This window comes from Burkholderia catarinensis, from assembly GCF_001883705.2.
Lineage (GTDB): Bacteria > Pseudomonadota > Gammaproteobacteria > Burkholderiales > Burkholderiaceae > Burkholderia > Burkholderia catarinensis.
Genome location: NZ_MDEQ02000001.1, coordinates 79,301 through 94,885, shown reverse-complemented (window position 1 = coordinate 94,885; position 15,585 = coordinate 79,301). Strand labels below are relative to the sequence as shown.

The following is a 15,585-nucleotide window of genomic DNA, read 5'->3' as shown; positions in this document are numbered from 1 at the left end:
CGGCTGTCACTCCGGCTATGGCGGCCGAATTTGGCCGACTACGCTGCGTTTCCGATCGTGTCACCCGCACGCTTTCGCGCCGCGACGGCGCCCGGCCCGCAAGGCCCGCGCCGCGCTTCCCCACCGCCCGCTCCTGGAGAACCCGCATGTCCGCACCCACGGCCCGCGCTGCCGACGGCAAGCGCTATACGTACGAATGGTATGTCGTCGTCATCTGCATGCTCGCGTACGTCTTTTCGTTCGTCGACCGCCAGGTCCTCGTGCTGATGATCGAACCGATCAAGCGCGACCTGCACCTGTCCGATACGCAGTTCAGCCTGCTGAACGGCTTCGCGTTCTCGCTGTTCTACGCGGTGATGGGGCTGCCCGTCGCGTACCTCGCCGACCGCTACGCGCGCCCGCGGATCATCTCGATCGGCATCGCGCTGTGGAGCGTCGCGACCGCCGCGTGCGGGCTCAGCCAGCATTTCGTGCAGATGTTCATCGCGCGCATGGGCGTCGGCGTCGGCGAGGCCGCGCTGTCGCCCGGTGCGTATTCGATGCTCGCCGACTACTTCCCGAAGGAGAAGCTCGGGCGCGCGATCGCCGTGTACTCGCTCGGCTCGTTCATCGGCGGCGGTGTCGCGTTCCTGATCGGCGGCTACGTGATCGCGCTGCTCAAGCATGCGAGCGCGTTCACGCTGCCGGTGGTCGGGCAGGTGCATGCGTGGCAGGTCACGTTCCTGATCGTCGGGCTGCCGGGGCTGCTGGTCGCGCTGCTGTTCGCCGCGACCGTGCGCGACCCGCAGCGCAAGGGGCTCGCGCAGGACCGCTCGGGCGCCGTGCGGCGCGTGTCGATGCGCGATTCGCTGCGCTTCGTCGGCACGCATCGCGCGACCTTCACGTGCCACTACCTCGGCTTCTCGTTCTACGCGATGACGCTGTACTGCCTGCTGAGCTGGACGCCCGCGTTCTATATCCGCCGCTTCGGGATGACCGCCGTCGAAGCCGGCTACACGCTCGGCATCGTGCTGCTGGTCGCGAATACGGCCGGCGTGTTCTGCGGCGGCTGGCTCAACGACTGGCTGCTGCGGCGCGGCCGCGGCGATGCGCCGATGCGCGCCGGCGCGATCGGCGCCGCATGCATGGTGATCCCCGCAACGCTGTTTACGCAGCTCGACTCCCTGCCCGCATCGCTCGCGACGCTCGTCGTCGCGATGTTCTTCGCGTCGTTCCCGATGCCGACGTCGACCGCCGCGATGCAGACGCTCGCGCCGAACCAGATGCGCGCGCAGATCTCCGCGCTGTTCCTGCTCGTGTCGAACCTGATCGCGCTCGGGATCGGCACGACCGTCGTCGCGCTGTTCACCGATCGCGTGTTCGGCGCGCCGGCGGCGGTCGGCCATTCGATGTCGATCGTCAACGTCGCGTCGGGCATGCTCGCCGCGCTGCTGCTCGCCGCCGGATGCCGCCACTATCGACGCAGCCTCGATCGCGAACGCGGCCATGTACCGGCAGCGGCGCCGCAAGCGGCAGATGCGGGCAACGCGATCGCCACGCGCTGAGCGCCGCCGGCCGACGACCATCATCCATCCCACTGATTCCGGCATCGCTTTTTAATCGATTTGATTTATGCGATGCCCATCCCTATTCTCGATCGCATGACGGCGCGGACTCTGCCGCGCCGTGTTCTTCCTACCCCACGGATTGACCCATGCAAGCGAACCGCCACCAAGTCCGGATCGACGCGCTGATCGACGCGGCGCAGGACATCCGCTGTTTCCGGGTTTCGCGCGTCGACGGCCTGCCGTTCGACGCGTACGAACCGGGCGCCCATATCGATGTCACCGCGCCATCCGGCATCACGCGGCAATACTCGCTGTGCGGCAACCCCGACGAGCGCGGCAGCTACCTGTTCGCGGTGAAGAAGGAAGCGCAGTCGCGCGGCGGCTCGCGTTCGCTGCACGACGACGTGTGCGTCGGCGCCGAATTGTCGATCGGCGCGCCGCGCAACCTGTTTCGTCTGACGGATGACGCGCGCGAGCACGTGCTGATCGCGGCCGGCATCGGCATCACGCCGCTGCTGTCGATGGCGTATGCACTGCACCAGCGCGGCGCGCGCTACCGGCTGCACTACTTCGCGCGCAGCCGCGAGCACGCGGCCTTCGTCGACGAACTGTCGGCCGAACCGTTCGCGTCGCACGTGACGTTCCACTACGGCGTCGAGCCCGACACGCTCGCGGCCGAGCTGGGCCGCTGCGTCGAATCGATCGATGCGCACGCACACGTCTATACGTGCGGCCCGGGGCCGTTCATGGACGCGGTCGTCGCGGCGGCCGCGACGCGCATTCCCGACGATTCGATCCATCTCGAGCGCTTCGCGGCGGAACCGGCCGCCGCCGACGCGAACGCCGAGGCCGGCACCGGCCCGGCCGACGGCTTCGAAGTGCGGCTGCAGCGCAGCGGGCAATCGGTGCGCGTCGCGCCCGACACGTCGATCGTCGACGCGCTCGCGCGGATCGGCATCGAAGTCGATACGTCGTGCGGCGAAGGCGTGTGCGGCACCTGCATGGTGCCCGTCATCGACGGCGAGCCCGATCATCGCGATCACTGCCTCAGCAAGGCCGAACGCGCGAGCAACACGGTGATCTGCTGCTGCGTGTCGCGCGCGCGCTCGGCGGTGCTCGTCCTCGATCTCTGACGCGCACGGCGCAAGCAGCGCGCGCCCGCTCGTCACGCGTCGTCGAAACGCTCGACGATCTCGACCAGCAACGCGCGCATCCACGCGTTGCCTTCATCCTCGTGGAAGTGCTCGTGCCAGTGCATCGTCACCGGCGCGGGCGGCAGCGTGACGGGCAGGTCATACAGGCGGAACGCGTTGTCGCGGTTCAGGATCTGCGCGAGCCGCTTCGGCAGCGTCGCATAGAGATCGGTCACCGACAGCACGCTCGGCAGCGCGACGAAATGCGGCACCTCGAGCGCGATGTTGCGACCCACGCCCTGCGCGCGCAACGCGTCGTCGAGCGCGTGGTGGCTGTGCTCGACCGATTTCACGTTGACGTGCGCGGCGCGCACGAATTGCTCGAGACTCAGCGCGGCGCCGCTCGGCAACCCGCGCCGGCGGCCCGTCATGCACACATAGGTTTCCTCGAACAGCACCTGGTGGCGCGTGCGCGGCATCAGTTCCGGCAGGTTGCCGATCGCGAAATCCAGCCGGCTCGCGCGCAGCGCTTCCTCGATCTCCTCCACCGGCAGCGGCTGCACGCTCAGCGTCACGCGCGGCGCGCGCTCGCGCAGCGCCTGGCAGATCGCCGGCAGGTACGCCATCTCACCCGCGTCCGACAGCGACAGGCGGAACGTGCGCGTGCTGGTCGCCGGATCGAAGCGCTCCGCGTAGCGCAGCGCCGCGCGCACCATGTCGAGCGCCTTGCCGACGATGCCCGCGAGTTCGAGCGCGACCGGCGTCGGCTGCATGCCCGAACGCGTGCGCACGAACAGCGGATCGTCGAACAGCGTGCGCAGCCGGCCGAGCGAATAGCTGACGGCCGGCTGCGACAGCGCGAGCCGCTCGCCGGCCTTCGTCAGGCTGCGTTCCTCGACGATCGCCTGGAATACGCGCAACAGGTTCAGATCGAGATGATCGACCGACGTCATGACCGCCTCCTTCATTTGCCGTATTTATTTGATGATCAATTTTAGATCAATTTGACGGATATGCAGTAGAAGCCGAGACTGGTCCCCGGACGCTGCGCACAGCGCAGCCCGTTTTCGCGACTCTTTCCCCACGACGACGATGAGCGACATTCCCTACCAGACGATCGATACCCGCGCGCTGCATGGTCTCGCGCAGCCCGACCGCATCGCGCCCGCGATGTATCACGATCCCGCGCTGTTCGAAGCCGAGCTCGACCGCATTTTCTACCGCACCTGGATCTGGGTCGCGCACGAAAGCGAGCTGCCGAACCCGGGCGACTTCATCACGACGACGATCGGCCGCCAGCCGGTGATCGTCGTGCGCGACAAGACCGGCGAGATCAACGTGCTGCAGAACCGCTGCCGCCATCGCGGCGCGACCGTGTGCGAATCGCACAAGGGCAACGCGAAGGGCTTCACGTGCCCGTATCACAGCTGGTCGTACGCGCTCGACGGCACGCTGCGCGCGCTGCCGTACGGCGACGGCTACGAAGGCGTGTGCGAGAAAGGCGACCTGCCGCTCGTGAAGCTGCGCGTCGGCGTGTACCAGGGGCTGATCTTCGCGAGCTTCAACGACGACATCGAACCGCTCGAGGATTTCCTCGGCGGCGCGAAGCCGTGGATCGACCTGTTCATGAAACAGGGCGCCGGCTACCCGATCAAGGCGAACGGCGAGCACAAGTTCAAGTTCAAGGGCAACTGGAAGATCCAGCTCGAGAACACGACCGACCTCTATCACTTCCCGGTCGTGCACAAGTCGTGGATGAAGTCGATCGACGACGAGACGGCCGCCGCGATCACGAGCTTCATGACGAGCGAGGACGCGTTCTGCCGCGGGCTCGGCAACGGTCACAGCCTCGCGGTGCTGATGCCCGAACTGATCGATCTCGACCAGGACGACGGCGCGCCGCTGCCCGAGCGTTTCGCGCCGCTCGCGGCGAAGCTCTCTGAGCGCCACGCGCCGGACGAAGTGCGCCGTATCGTGCGCTCGCTGATGGGCGTCGGCTTCAACCTGAACCTGTTCCCGAACCTCGCGCTGTCGATGGCGTTCTTCCGCGTGCTGCGGCCGATCTCCGCGAACGAAACCGAGATCCGCCACGTCGCGCTCGCGATGGACGGCGGCCCCGACGAAGCGAACCGCGAGCGGCTTCGCATCCACGAGCACTTCCAGGGCCCGTTCGGCTTCGGCAGCCCCGACGATGCGGAAGCCTGGGAGCGCGTGCAGCGCGGCGCGCACGCGGGCCCCGACGTGCCGATCCTCGTGAATCGCGGGCTGAACCGCGAGACGACCGCCGCGAACGGCGAAAAGACCGCGCATGCGACCGACGAGACCGGCATGCGCGAGGCCTACCAGCAATGGCGCACGATGATGGAGCAACAATGATGGACGACCGCAACGCCCTTTTCTCGCAGCAGACTTTCGCCCGCGCGGTCGAATTCGTATGGCGCGAAGCCGAGATGCTCGACCGTCGCGACTATCGCGCGTGGCTCGACCTGTGGGATCCGGCAGGCCACTACGTGGTGCCGATCGATCCCGACGCGACCGACTTTGCCGCGACGCTGAATTACGTGTTCGACGACCAGGACATGCGCGAGAAGCGCGTGCAGCGGATGGTGTCCGGCTATTCGGCGTCGGCGACCGATGCGGCGCGCACGGTGCGCACCGTGTCGCGCTTCACGCTGGAGAGCGGCAGCGCCGACATCGTCGAGCTGAAATCGGCGCAGGTCGTCGTCGCGTACAAGCGCGGCGTCGCGACGCTGTTCGCGGCCGACGTCACGCACAAGCTGCACGTCGATGCCGAAGGCGAGATGCGCATCGCTGAAAAGGTCGTGCGCCTGATCGACTCGACCGAAGCGCTCAGCGCGATCGGCTTTTTGCTGTAGGCCGCGGCCGGTTCGCTGCCGCCTGCGCGACGGTGAACCGGCAACCTTCACCTTTCCGGACGACCATGCCCACACTCGAAGTTTTCCTGCCGGCCGGCCACGACGATGCCCGCAAGGCCGAACTGATCTCGCGGCTGACCGGCGCGACCGTCGACGCGATCGGCGCGCCAGTCGAATCGGTGCGCGTGCTGCTCACCGAATTGCCCGCGACGCATATCGGCCTCGGCGGCCGCAGTGCCGCGGACGGCGCGCCGCCGTCGCTGCCCGTGATCGTCGCGATCCTGATCGCCGGCCGCACCGACGAACAGAAACGCGCGCTGATCGCTGCGCTGTCCGATGCCGGCGCGAACGTGCTCGACGCGCCGCTGCAGGCGACGCGCGTGATCCTCAAGGACATTCCGAACACCGACTTCGGCATCGGCGGCCAGACCGCGCGGGCGCTGGGGCGCTGATGATGTGCCGGGCGTCGCTACGTCGTGCGTCGCTATGCGTGCGCGCCGGCGAGCGGCAGCGTCACGCGGCAGTCGAGCCCGCCGCCCGCGGCCGGGCTCGCGACGATCCCGCCACCGTGGCGCGTCACGATGCTCTTGCACAGCGACAGCCCGATCCCGTTGCCGCCGGCCTTCGACGACGAGAAGCCGTCGAACAGCCGGTCGTGCTCGCCTGCCGCGATGCCCGGACCGTTGTCGATCGCGCGCAGCTCGGCATGCCCGGCCACGTTCGCGGTGCCGAGCGTCAGCGTGCGCGGCACGCGCTCGCAACCGGCGAACGCCTCGATCGCATTGAACGCGAGATTCAGGATCACCTGCCCGATCAGCACGCGCTCGCAGCGGATCGGCAGCGGCGCATCGGCCTGCACGATCGCGACCGTCACGCCGGCCTCCTTCGCGCGCAGCTCGATGAAATACGCGACGTCGGCGAGGATGTCGCGCAGGTCGGCGAGCGCGACGACCGGCTCGCGCTTCACGATGAACTCACGCACGCTCTTGATGATCAGCGCCGCATGCTCGGCCTGCCGGTCCGCGCTGCGCAGCCCCCAGATCGCATCGTCGACGGCGCCGCGCCCGTTCAGCCGCCGCACCGCGCCTTCGATGAAATTGCGCACGGCCGCGAGCGGCTGGCTCAGTTCGTGCGCGATGACCGTCGCCATCTCGCCCATCGCGTTGTAGCGGCCCGCGTGTTCGAGCATCCGCGCTTCCGCGCGCCGTGCGTCCTCGATCGCGACTTCGTCGCTCACGTCGCGAAACTGCACGAGCAGCCCGTCGAGATCGCCTTCGATCTCGACCTGCCGGCACAGGATGCGCAGCCAGCATGTCGAACCGTCGCGCCGCGCGATCCGGTAACGCTGCGGCTCGGACGGGCACGCGGACGGCGCATCGCGCAACTGCGCGACAAGCCGGTCGCGATCGGCCGCGCTGCAATAGTCGAGCACCTCGCCGGGCGCTTCGTCGGGCGCGAGCCCGAGCACGCGGCGGCCCGACTCGCTGATGAACTGCACGCCGCCGTGCGGCGTCACGACCGCGATCCCTTCGTCGAGATCCTGCATGAATTCGCGCAGCCGCGCCTCGTAGCGGCGCAGTTGCTGGCGGACCGCCTCTTCCGCGCTGATGTCGCGGAACTGCACCATCACGACGTCGCGCCCGCGCAGCGGCACGTAAGTGGCGGTCGCCTCGGACAGCATGTCGACGCCCGTGCGCGACCGGTAGCACCACTCGTACACCTGCGGCCCGTCGACGAGCGCGCGATCCCACGCATTCACGGCGATCTCGCGCCGGTATTTCGGTTCGGGGCGCGTCATGTCCGGCGCTTTCAGCGGCAGCAGCTCCTCGACGGAGAAGCCGAGCGCGATGCACGCGGCGCGGTTCGCCCACACGATCGCCCTGGTGTGCGCGTCGTGCAGCAGCACGCAGGTCGTCAGCGCATCGAGCAGCCGGTGGAAATCGTCTTCGTCGGGGAAACTCATGATCGGCTTCGGATGAGGGCGCGCGGCGTCGCGCGGCCGGAAACCCAACATAGCACCGGCGCGCGCCGATCGCATCTGAAGATTTCTTTAGGCCGGCACGGAACATCACCAGTCGCGCGGCCCTACGCACCAATTGCTGCGTGTTTTCGGCGTTTCTAGACTGATTGCATCGTCTTGCACACCCCGCACTCGAACCCCAATCCGCCCCAGGAGACAGCCATGCCCAACGCCGCCCTCGCCCTCGACACCGCGCCGAGCGCACCCCACGCGGCCGGCGAACCGGCCGCCCGGCTGTCGCCGCTCGACGCCGTGATCGAGACCGTCGCCGCGCGCCGCGAAGAATTCGACCGCCTGTCGCACGTGCCGCGCGACGTGATCGCGCTGTTCAAGCAGGCCGGCATCTATCGCGCGGGCACGCCGCGCCGCTTCGGCGGCGATGCGCTCGCGCCCACCGCGTTCCTCGACATGATCGAACGCATCGCGACCGCCGACGGCTCGGCCGCGTGGGTCGCAAGCTTCGGCTCCGCGAACGTCTATCTCGCCGCGCTGCCGCTCGCTACGCAGGCCGAGCTGTATGCAGGCGGCCCCGACCAGGTGTTCGCGGGCGGCCTGTTCCCGGTGCAGCCGGCGCAGCCCGCGCCGGGCGGCTGGCGCGTGAACGGCACGTGGAAGTTCGCGAGCGGCTGCAAGGGCGCCGACTGGCTCGGCGTCGGCATCGCCGTGCCGGGCGCGCAGGACGCCGCGCCGAACAAGCCGCGCACGGCCGTGTTCCGCGCGGCCGACGTCGAGATCGTCGAGAACTGGAGCGTGGTCGGCATGCAGGGCACCGGCAGCCACGACCTGCGCGTCGACGACCGCTTCGTGCCCGAAGCATGGACCTTCGTGCGCGGCGGCGAGCCGACCGTCGACGAGCCGCTGTACCGCTATCCGACCGTCGCGTATGCGGCGCAGGTGCTGGCCGTCGTCAACCTCGGCCTTGCGCGCGCGGCGCTCGACGTCGCGAACCGGATGTCGGGCGGCCGCCAGACGACGACCGGTGCGCCGCGTCTCGCCGATCGCGCATATTTCCGCATCGAGCTCGCGAAGGCCGAGGCGCAACTGCGCTCGGCGCGCGCGTTCTTCTACGATGCGACCGACACCGTGTGGCAATCGATCCTCGCGGGCAACCCGGTGACGCCCGACCAGGTCAGCCTGCTGCGGCTCGCGGCCACGCAGATCGCACGCGAAGGCGCGAGCGTCGTCGAACGCGCGTATCGCCTCGGCGGCACGGCGGCGATCTACCGGTCGCATCCGCTGCAGCGGCTGCTGCGCGATGCGATGGTCGTCACGCAGCACGCGTTTCTCGCCGAAGGCAACTTCGACGGCGCCGGTGCGGTGTTCACCGGCGTCACGCCGTTTCCCGGCTATCTGTAACCTGCGCGCGATCGGCGCTGCTTGTTTGACCCTGCATGGAGCCGATGCCGAAGCGTCGTCGCCGGCCGGCTCATGCGCTCGACTCAACCGATTCCTCTGGAGAACCTAACATGTCCGATTCGAATCCGCTGCCGCTGCGCGTCCTGTTCTGCTGCGGCGTGTCGCAAAACTTCTTCGACCTGCCGCGCGAGAAGATCGGCGAAGTGTGGCAGGCGTACGGCGCGATGCTCGCCGCCGTCGAAGCGATGCCCGGCGTACGCGTGCTCGGCGTGATGGACGACGACCGCCTCGTGGTCGGCCAGGCCGACGGCGCGCCGTGGACCTTCTACATCATGGCCGACGTCGCCGATTTCGACACGACGGTCGCCGTGTGCAACCTGTATCGCACGACGCCCGTCGGCGAATACAACCTGTGGCGTTACGGCAAGATCGAAGCGCGGGTCGGCCGCGCGCTGACCGTGCCGCCGGCCGCGAAGCCCGCGTCGTGAGGCGCGCGATGTCCGACCTGTCACCGGATCCGATCGCCGCGCTCGCGCAGCGCGTGGCGACGCTCGACGCCGAGCGCGCGGTGCGCGCGACGATCACGCGCTACATGGCGCTGTGCGACGTGCCCGAGGATGCCGGCGACGGCTCGTCGCTCGCCGAGCTGTTCACGGCCGACGCCGTGTGGGAAGGCATCGGCCCGCAGTATGCGCGCAAGTTCGGCCGCCTCGAAGGCACGGCCGCGATCGTCGCGATGCTGGGCCGCTATCTGCCGCCCGATCCGCATTTCTCGGCGAACCTGCATTTCCTGACGTCGGAGTCGATCGAGATCGGCGCCGGCCACGCGAGCGCGCGCGGCCGCTGGATCATGCTGCAGGCGTCGCGCTACGCGGACGGCTCGGCCGAGCTGATCGCCGCGCGGCTGACCGTCGATTTCGCGCCGGCCAGCGACGGCCCGGCCTGGCTGATCCGCCATTTCCGCACCGAGCGCGTGCTCGACGGCCCGTGGCCGCTCGACGCCGCACAACGGTCCTGATGCCCTCCACCGCTTTCGCACGATACCGACCATGACAGGCTTCATCGACACCTTCACGCTCGGCGGCCCCGGCCCCACGATCGCGATCAAGGACACGATCGACATCGCGGGGCATCCGACCCGCGCGGCGAGCCGCGCGCTTGCCGATGCGCCGCCGGCCGCACAACATGCGGACGTGGTCCGCCTGCTGCTCGACGCGGGCTGGCAGATCGCCGGCAAGGCGAACATGCACGAACTCGCGTTCGGCATGACCGGCATCAACGACTACACGGGCACGCCCGTCAATCCGCAGGACGCCACGCGCATTCCGGGCGGCTCGTCGAGCGGCTCCGCGTCGCTCGTCGGGCTCGGCTCCGTCGACGCGGCACTCGGCACCGATACCGGCGGCTCGATTCGCGGGCCGGCCGCGTGCTGCGGCGTGGCCGGGCTGAAGCCGACGTTCGGCCGCGTATCGCGGCGCGGCGTCGCGCCCGTCGACACCACGCTCGATTGCGTCGGGCCGTTCGCGCGCGATATCCGTACGCTGGTCGCAGTAATGGCCGCGATCGCGCCGGGCTTCGATCGCGCGCAAGCGGCGGCCTCTGCGGCAAGCTGCACGGTCGCGCAACTCACCGTCGACGCCGATCCGGCGATCGCCGTCGCGCTCGATGCGGCCGTACGCGCGTCGGGCCTGCGCTCGCACGCGGTCGTGCTCGACGAGATGCCGGCCGCGTTCGCCGCAGGGCTCGCCGTGATCAACGCTGAAACGTCGCGCGCGTTCGGTCATCTGGTCGCGACCGGCCGGCTCGGCGCCGATCTCGATGCGCGATTGCGCACGGCCGCGACGACGACGCCGGCCGCACTCGCCGAAGCCGAAGCCGCCCGCGCGCGCTTCACCGCGCAGGTCGACGCCGCGCTCGAACAGGCGGACGTGCTCGTGCTGCCGACGCTGCCCGCGCTGCCGATCACGCTGGAGCAGGCACGCAACGGCGTATCGGTGATCGCGATGTCGTCGCTGATCCGGCCGTTCAACCTGAGCGGCCATCCGGCGCTCAGCCTGCCGCTGCCGCTGGCCGGTTCGCCGCTGAAGGCCGGCTTGCAGATCGTCGGGCGCAAGGGTGCGGACGAACAGGTCTGCGCGATCGCGGCACACTTCGAAGCGGCGCTCGCCGCATGAACCACGATGCGGGCGCCGCTTCACCACGCGCGTGCTCGCGAACCACGGAATCACGCACCATGTCAGATCGAGTCGTCCTCGTTACCGGCGCCGCACGCGGGCTCGGCGCCGTCATCGCCGCGCGTTTTCATGCGGCCGGCTACCGCGTCGCGCTGGCCGATATCGCCGTCGACGCCATTCACGCGCATGCGCGCGAACTCGACCCGAGCGGCGCACGCGCGATCGCGCTGCCGCTCGACGTCACGTCGAAACGCGATTTCGAAGCCGCGCGCGATGCGCTCGTCGAACGCTGGGGCACGATCGACGTGCTCGTCAACAACGCGGGCGCGTCGAAGGTCGTGCCCGCGATGGAGATCACGGCCGAGCAGTTCGACCGGGTGATCGACGTGAACCTGCGCAGCGTGCTGTTCGGCTGCCAGGTGTTCGGCCAGTACTTCGCGGCGCGCGGCGCGGGCCGCATCGTCAACATCGCATCGCTCGCCGGGCAGAACGGCGGCTCGGCGACGGGCGCGCACTACGCGGCCGCGAAAGGCGGCACGTTGACGCTGACCAAGGTGTTCGCGCGCGATCTCGCGGCGCAAGGCGTGACCGTCAACGCGATCTCGCCGGGGCCGCTCGATTTGCCGATCGTGCATGAAAGCGTCGCGCCGGAAAAGCTGCGTCAGGTGCTCGCGAGCCTGCCGGGCGGCAAGCTCGGCTCGGCCGGTTTCGTCGCGGACGCGGCCGTGCTGCTCGCATCGGGCGACGCGCATTTCGCGAACGGCGCATGCTGGGACATCAACGGCGGGCTGTACATGCGCTGAACGCGCCGGGCTCTAGCGCGACGCTTCCCCGTCGTCGCCCCATACGACCATCACGTCGCGCACGAGCGCGGCGATCGACGTCGCGCCGAGTTTTTCCTTGATGCTCGCGCGATGCACGTCGACGGTCTTCACGCTGATCGACAGGTCCGACGCGATCTGCTTGCTGCCCTTGCCGTCCACCACGCCGCGCAGCACTTCCTTCTCGCGCGCGGTCAGCGCATCGAGCCGCCGGCGCAGCTCGCGGTGGCGCTGGCTTACCGCATGCCGCTGCTGCGCGAGCCGCAGCGCGCGCTGCACGCGTTCGAGCATCTGCTGCGAGTTGTACGGCTTCTCGACGAAATCGATCGCGCCGTTCTGCAGCGCGCGCACCGACATCGGGATGTCGCCGTGCCCGCTGACGAAGATCACCGGCAGCGTCGCGCCGCGCGCATTCAGTTCCGCCTGCACGTCGAAGCCGCTCTTCTCCGGCATCCGCACGTCGAGCACCAGGCACGCGGGCAGGTTCACGTCGAAGCGCGCGAGAAAATCGGCGGCGTTCGCGAATCCTTCGGACGCGATGCCGACCGATTCGAGCAACCATGCGAGCGACGTGCGCATGCCGCTGTCGTCGTCGACGATGTATACGATCGGTGCGGGTGACGTCATCGCGGGTGTCTCGCTGAATATCGGTATCGGTATCGGTATCGCACGCGCCGCGCACGGGGCCGGTTGCCGGCTCGTCGCGAGCGTCGTTCGCTGGGGGTGTGCGGCACATCATAACGAGCCGAAAACCCGCTGGAAACCCCTTCATGTACCACTCGAACGCGCAATCCCGGGTTTTTTCGCGCGGTGCGCCGCGCATCTAGGTAGAACCTTTAGACGCGTTGGCGAGAACGCCATCTCCATCGCCAATCGTGCGAATGGTCGGCCGCATTTTCGCGACGTACGCTTGGGTCATCGTCGACGATCCCGCGCCGCACCGGCAGCGCTGCACGATCGCCGCCTTCGTTCACCCAGGAGCGCCCATGTCTTCCACGACCGATATCCAGCGACCGGCGCGCGTCGAACCGACCGACGCGCAGAAGGCCTTCCGGCAAGCGATGGCCCACCTCGGCGCGGCCGTCAACGTGATCACCACCGCCGGGCCGCACGGCCGCTGCGGAATCACCGCGAGCGCCGTCTGCTCCGTCACCGACGCGCCGCCGACACTGCTCGTTTGCCTGAACCGGTCGAGCGCGATGCATGCGACGTTCGAGCGCAACCGCCACGTCTGCATCAACGTGCTGCCGGCCGAGCACGAACTGCTCGCGCGGCATTTCGCGGGGCTCACCGACCTGCCGATGGAGCGGCGCTTCGACCTGCCCGTGTGGGATCGCGGCGAGCAGGACGTGCCCGTGCTGCGCGACGCGCTCGCGAGCCTGCAGGGCACGATCGCCGAGATGAAGGAAGTCGGCTCGCATTCGGTGATGTTCATCGAGGCGACGTCGATCCGCGTGCGCGACGACGGCGACAGCCTGATCTATTTCAGCCGCGCGTTTCATCGCGTGTCGCGCACGGCATGCTTGCGGTGACCTTCGCCCGACTACACGGCGGCTCGCAGCGCGCGCTGCCCGGCCGCCAATGCGGCGCCCGCGAACAGCGTCAGCGCCGAATACACGAGCCCGCGCGCGAGCCCTGAACTGTCCGACACCCAGCCGATCGCGACCGGCCCGGCGATCTGCCCGAATGCGAAGACCGTCGTGAACGCGCTGATCCCCTTCGCCCAGCCGTCGGGCGGCAAATTGTGCCGCACGAAGGCGGTGGTCGACGCGACCGCCGACAGGAACGTCGCGCCGAACAGCACGCCCGACGCGAACGCGGCGGCCGGATGCACGAACATCGCGGGCATCAGCGTCGCGATACCGAGCAGCGCGTTGAGCACGGCGAGCGCCTGGCCGCCGCGCATCCGGTCGAGCAGCCCCGACCACAGCCGCGCCGACACGACGGTCGCGACGCCGAGCATCACGTAGAACGCGGCGACCACCGTGCCGCTCATCCTCGCGCCGCGCAGCAGCGCGACGATGAACGTCATGTAGCCGATATAGCCGACGCCGAACAGGCCGTAACCGGCCAGCGCGAGCGCGAAGCGGGCCGGGCTCGCGGTAGCGGCCGATGCCGCGCCGTCGCGCGGTCCGGCCGGCGCCGCATGCGCGCGCTCGATACGATGCGCGGCCGACACGGCCACCGCCGAGAACAGCACGCACGCGAGCGCAAGCGCGAACCACGCGGGTTGCCAGCCGTGCGGGCCCTGCGCGAGCGTGGTCGGCACGAGCAGCGACGACGCGACGATGCCCCACCCCGTGCCGCCGTAATAGAGCCCGAGCAGCAGCCCCGCATCGCGCGGCGACGCCGACGCGAGCCGTGCGGCCAGCACGCCGCCGCTGATGAAGATCAGTGCGCTGCCGACGCCCGTCGCGAGCCGCTGGACGAGCAGCGCGTGCATGCCGGACGTGAGCCCGCACGCGGCCATCAGCACCGCGGTCAGCGCGCAGCCGGCCGCCAGCAACGTGCCCGTATGCCAGCGTCGCGACAGGAACGGAAACGCGAGCGCGCCGATCAGGTAGCCGGCCGCGTTCGCCGTGTTCAGCGCGCCGGCCTGCGCGAACGTCCAGCCGAGATCGGCCTTCATTGGCGGCAGCAGCAGCGCATACGAAAAGCGCGCGAGGCCCAGCGCGATCGCGCTGCCAAGCGACAGGCAGATCGCGAGCCGCCACGCGGCCATGCGATCGGGTTCGGTTGCGCCGGCGTCCGGCCGCGACGGGGCGGCAGGTTCCGGTTCCGGTTGCGGCGCTGCGCGCATCGGGGTGTCTCCGTCGTTGTTTAAAGCCAGGACGCGTCGTCGAGGCGGAATCGATCGCCGGCATGCGTCAACCTCGACTGTCGAGGCTGCCGAAACCGTCGACCGATCATACTTGAGCCATGACAGGCCGGCGTGCTCAGGCGACAGGAACCCGACGGCTGCCGCCCCCTTCCCGTTCCTTCACGCAACGGCGGTGACCGCGGTACCCCCCCGAAAAACGGCAGCTGCTCGCCTACGCTAACCGCCCAGTCCGGCGGTAAAAGCCGTGAGCAACGCGCGCCCCTCGCTCCATCCCGCCAACCCGGCCTCCGCATTCAGATGCCCGCGCGCGCCGAGCCGTAGTGGCGTCGCGCCACGCGCGCTCGCCCATGCAATTCCCTGCCCCGACGGGTCATACCCGTCATCCGAACTGGCGATCGCAAGCACCGGCAAATCACCGAAATCGCCGCCCGGCACATTCGCGAACGCCTTTGCGGCGACCGGAAAACGCGGGCCGCCCGGATCGGGCACCGCAACGAGAAATGCGCCGCGCACGACGCGCGTCGACGCAGCATGCCAGTGAGCGAACAGCAGGCAACCCAGCGAATGACAGATCACCACCGGAGGCACCGCGGCTTGCGCGACGACTTCATCCAGCGCCGCAACCCAGTCGAGCAAGTCGGGCGTATCCCACGAAGCCGGCGTAATGCGCGTGGCGCCGGGAAGCGCAGCCTCCCAGTGGCTCTGCCAATGATCCGCTCCCGAATCGCCGATACCCGGCACGATTACGATCGTTTGCTCCATCCCCACCTCCTGAACATGTCGAAGCCCGCAGTCTGTCCTGCCGGACGATGTCTCGGAATGGCAAATCATCGGATA

At 69.2% G+C, this 15,585-nt stretch carries 16 protein-coding genes; 11 read left to right on the top strand and 5 right to left on the bottom strand.

Annotated elements, in window-relative coordinates; translation table 11 throughout:
* Positions 1-146 precede the first annotated feature (146 nt).
* On the top strand, positions 147-1,544 hold the full coding sequence (locus BFF94_RS00425) for a spinster family MFS transporter (RefSeq protein ID WP_128841841.1): 1,398 nt from the start codon (positions 147-149) through the stop codon (positions 1,542-1,544).
* Positions 1,545-1,693: 149 nt separating this feature from the next.
* Positions 1,694-2,680: a PDR/VanB family oxidoreductase gene (locus tag BFF94_RS00420; RefSeq protein WP_128841840.1), complete on the top strand. Its 987-nt coding sequence runs from the start codon at positions 1,694-1,696 to the stop codon at positions 2,678-2,680.
* 32 nt (positions 2,681-2,712) lie between these two features.
* Here BFF94_RS00420 and BFF94_RS00415 read toward each other — a convergent pair whose 3' ends face one another.
* Positions 2,713-3,633 carry a LysR family transcriptional regulator gene (locus tag BFF94_RS00415; RefSeq protein ID WP_128841839.1) on the bottom strand — a complete coding sequence of 307 codons (921 nt, stop codon included), beginning with the start codon at positions 3,631-3,633 and terminating at the stop codon, positions 2,713-2,715.
* Between the two features lie 139 nt (positions 3,634-3,772).
* Between BFF94_RS00415 and BFF94_RS00410 the strand changes: the two genes are divergently transcribed.
* The 3 genes from BFF94_RS00410 to BFF94_RS00400 all read left to right on the top strand — a co-directional run bounded on the left by BFF94_RS00410 (position 3,773) and on the right by BFF94_RS00400 (position 6,008).
* Positions 3,773-5,056 carry an aromatic ring-hydroxylating oxygenase subunit alpha gene (locus tag BFF94_RS00410; RefSeq protein WP_128841838.1) on the top strand — a complete coding sequence of 428 codons (1,284 nt, stop codon included), beginning with the start codon at positions 3,773-3,775 and terminating at the stop codon, positions 5,054-5,056.
* Positions 5,053-5,556: an aromatic-ring-hydroxylating dioxygenase subunit beta gene (locus BFF94_RS00405; protein ID WP_128841837.1), complete on the top strand. Its 504-nt coding sequence runs from the start codon at positions 5,053-5,055 to the stop codon at positions 5,554-5,556. Before BFF94_RS00410 ends, BFF94_RS00405 begins: the two co-directional genes overlap by 4 nt.
* Before the next feature lie 65 nt (positions 5,557-5,621).
* Entirely contained in the window at positions 5,622-6,008 is a 387-nt protein-coding gene (locus BFF94_RS00400) for a tautomerase family protein (protein ID WP_128841836.1), read from the top strand.
* A 32-nt stretch (positions 6,009-6,040) separates the two neighbouring features.
* Here the strand turns inward: BFF94_RS00400 and BFF94_RS00395 are convergent, their stop codons facing one another.
* A complete protein-coding gene (locus BFF94_RS00395; RefSeq protein ID WP_128841835.1) occupies positions 6,041-7,594 on the bottom strand; it encodes a sensor histidine kinase in 1,554 nt (517 codons plus the stop codon).
* Positions 7,595-7,738: 144 nt separating this feature from the next.
* Between BFF94_RS00395 and BFF94_RS00390 the strand changes: the two genes are divergently transcribed.
* The 5 genes from BFF94_RS00390 to BFF94_RS00370 all read left to right on the top strand — a co-directional run bounded on the left by BFF94_RS00390 (position 7,739) and on the right by BFF94_RS00370 (position 11,909).
* Positions 7,739-8,932, top strand: coding sequence for an acyl-CoA dehydrogenase family protein (locus BFF94_RS00390; RefSeq protein ID WP_128841834.1), 1,194 nt, complete (start codon positions 7,739-7,741; stop codon positions 8,930-8,932).
* Between the two features lie 110 nt (positions 8,933-9,042).
* The gene (locus tag BFF94_RS00385; RefSeq protein WP_021161073.1) at positions 9,043-9,420 is read left to right on the top strand and encodes a hypothetical protein; all 378 of its coding nucleotides are present in this window, start codon (positions 9,043-9,045) and stop codon (positions 9,418-9,420) included.
* Positions 9,421-9,428: 8 nt separating this feature from the next.
* Positions 9,429-9,950 (top strand): nuclear transport factor 2 family protein, encoded by a 522-nt coding sequence (locus BFF94_RS00380; protein WP_219138819.1) that lies wholly within the window; start codon positions 9,429-9,431, stop codon positions 9,948-9,950.
* A 31-nt stretch (positions 9,951-9,981) separates the two neighbouring features.
* Complete coding sequence (locus tag BFF94_RS00375; RefSeq protein ID WP_219138818.1) at positions 9,982-11,106, top strand: amidase; 1,125 nt, start codon at positions 9,982-9,984, stop codon at positions 11,104-11,106.
* A 59-nt stretch (positions 11,107-11,165) separates the two neighbouring features.
* Positions 11,166-11,909 (top strand): SDR family NAD(P)-dependent oxidoreductase, encoded by a 744-nt coding sequence (locus tag BFF94_RS00370; protein WP_128841832.1) that lies wholly within the window; start codon positions 11,166-11,168, stop codon positions 11,907-11,909.
* Between the two features lie 12 nt (positions 11,910-11,921).
* Here BFF94_RS00370 and BFF94_RS00365 read toward each other — a convergent pair whose 3' ends face one another.
* Positions 11,922-12,554 (bottom strand): response regulator transcription factor, encoded by a 633-nt coding sequence (locus tag BFF94_RS00365; RefSeq protein WP_128841831.1) that lies wholly within the window; start codon positions 12,552-12,554, stop codon positions 11,922-11,924.
* A 359-nt stretch (positions 12,555-12,913) separates the two neighbouring features.
* On the opposite strand from BFF94_RS00365, the gene hpaC reads away from it, so the two are divergent.
* Positions 12,914-13,459, top strand: coding sequence for a 4-hydroxyphenylacetate 3-monooxygenase, reductase component (gene hpaC, locus BFF94_RS00360; protein ID WP_128841830.1), 546 nt, complete (start codon positions 12,914-12,916; stop codon positions 13,457-13,459).
* Positions 13,460-13,470: 11 nt separating this feature from the next.
* On the opposite strand, the gene BFF94_RS00355 is transcribed toward hpaC, so the two are convergent.
* The gene (locus BFF94_RS00355) at positions 13,471-14,727 is read right to left on the bottom strand and encodes a YbfB/YjiJ family MFS transporter (RefSeq protein ID WP_219138816.1); all 1,257 of its coding nucleotides are present in this window, start codon (positions 14,725-14,727) and stop codon (positions 13,471-13,473) included.
* 237 nt (positions 14,728-14,964) lie between these two features.
* Positions 14,965-15,510: an RBBP9/YdeN family alpha/beta hydrolase gene (locus BFF94_RS00350; protein ID WP_128841814.1), complete on the bottom strand. Its 546-nt coding sequence runs from the start codon at positions 15,508-15,510 to the stop codon at positions 14,965-14,967.
* Positions 15,511-15,585 lie beyond the last annotated feature (75 nt).